At 60.4% G+C, this 541-nt stretch carries 1 protein-coding gene; it reads left to right on the top strand.

The features are described 5' to 3' along the window. Positions 1-541, top strand: a 541-nt coding sequence (locus tag P0D89_RS53930) for a transposase (protein ID WP_408379817.1), incomplete at both ends; no start/stop codon positions are given.

Raw genomic sequence — 541 nt, 5'->3', positions numbered from 1 at the left:
TTGTGGATGGCACTGATGGCTGGAAGCCAATGCTGGCAAACGATTCCGACGAAATTGAGCCTTGCGCAGTTCGAGCAGTTTGTCTTGCCGCATCTGAGTACGGGTCGGCGTGGTCCGGCACCGACGCTGGGGTTGCACAGGATCTTCAACTACATCCTTCAGTTGCTGTACATGGGATGTCAGTGGAAGGCGCTGCCGATCGAAAGGAATGCTGACGGTCGCCCTGAAATCCACTACACGCGCATCTATCGGGCGCTGCGGCGATGGCAGGCCGATGGCTGCATCGACGCGATTTTTGCCGGCTCGGTGCGCAAGCTTCATCAGGACGGGTTGCTTGAGCTCACGGTCATCCACGGCGACGGCACGACCACTGCCGCGAAGAAGGGCGGCGACAATCTGGGGTACAGCGGACACAAGCACCTGAAAGGCGACAAGGTGGTCGCCTTCTGCGATCGCCGCTGCAACGTGATCGCGCCATTCGTTTCTGCCCCGGGCAACCGCAACGAATCGCCGCTGCTGCGTGAGGCGCTGCCCAGATTGA

The organism is Paraburkholderia sp. RL18-085-BIA-A, assembly GCF_046027075.1.
Classification (GTDB): Bacteria; Pseudomonadota; Gammaproteobacteria; order Burkholderiales; family Burkholderiaceae; genus Paraburkholderia.
This window is presented reverse-complemented; position numbering and strand designations above follow the sequence as displayed.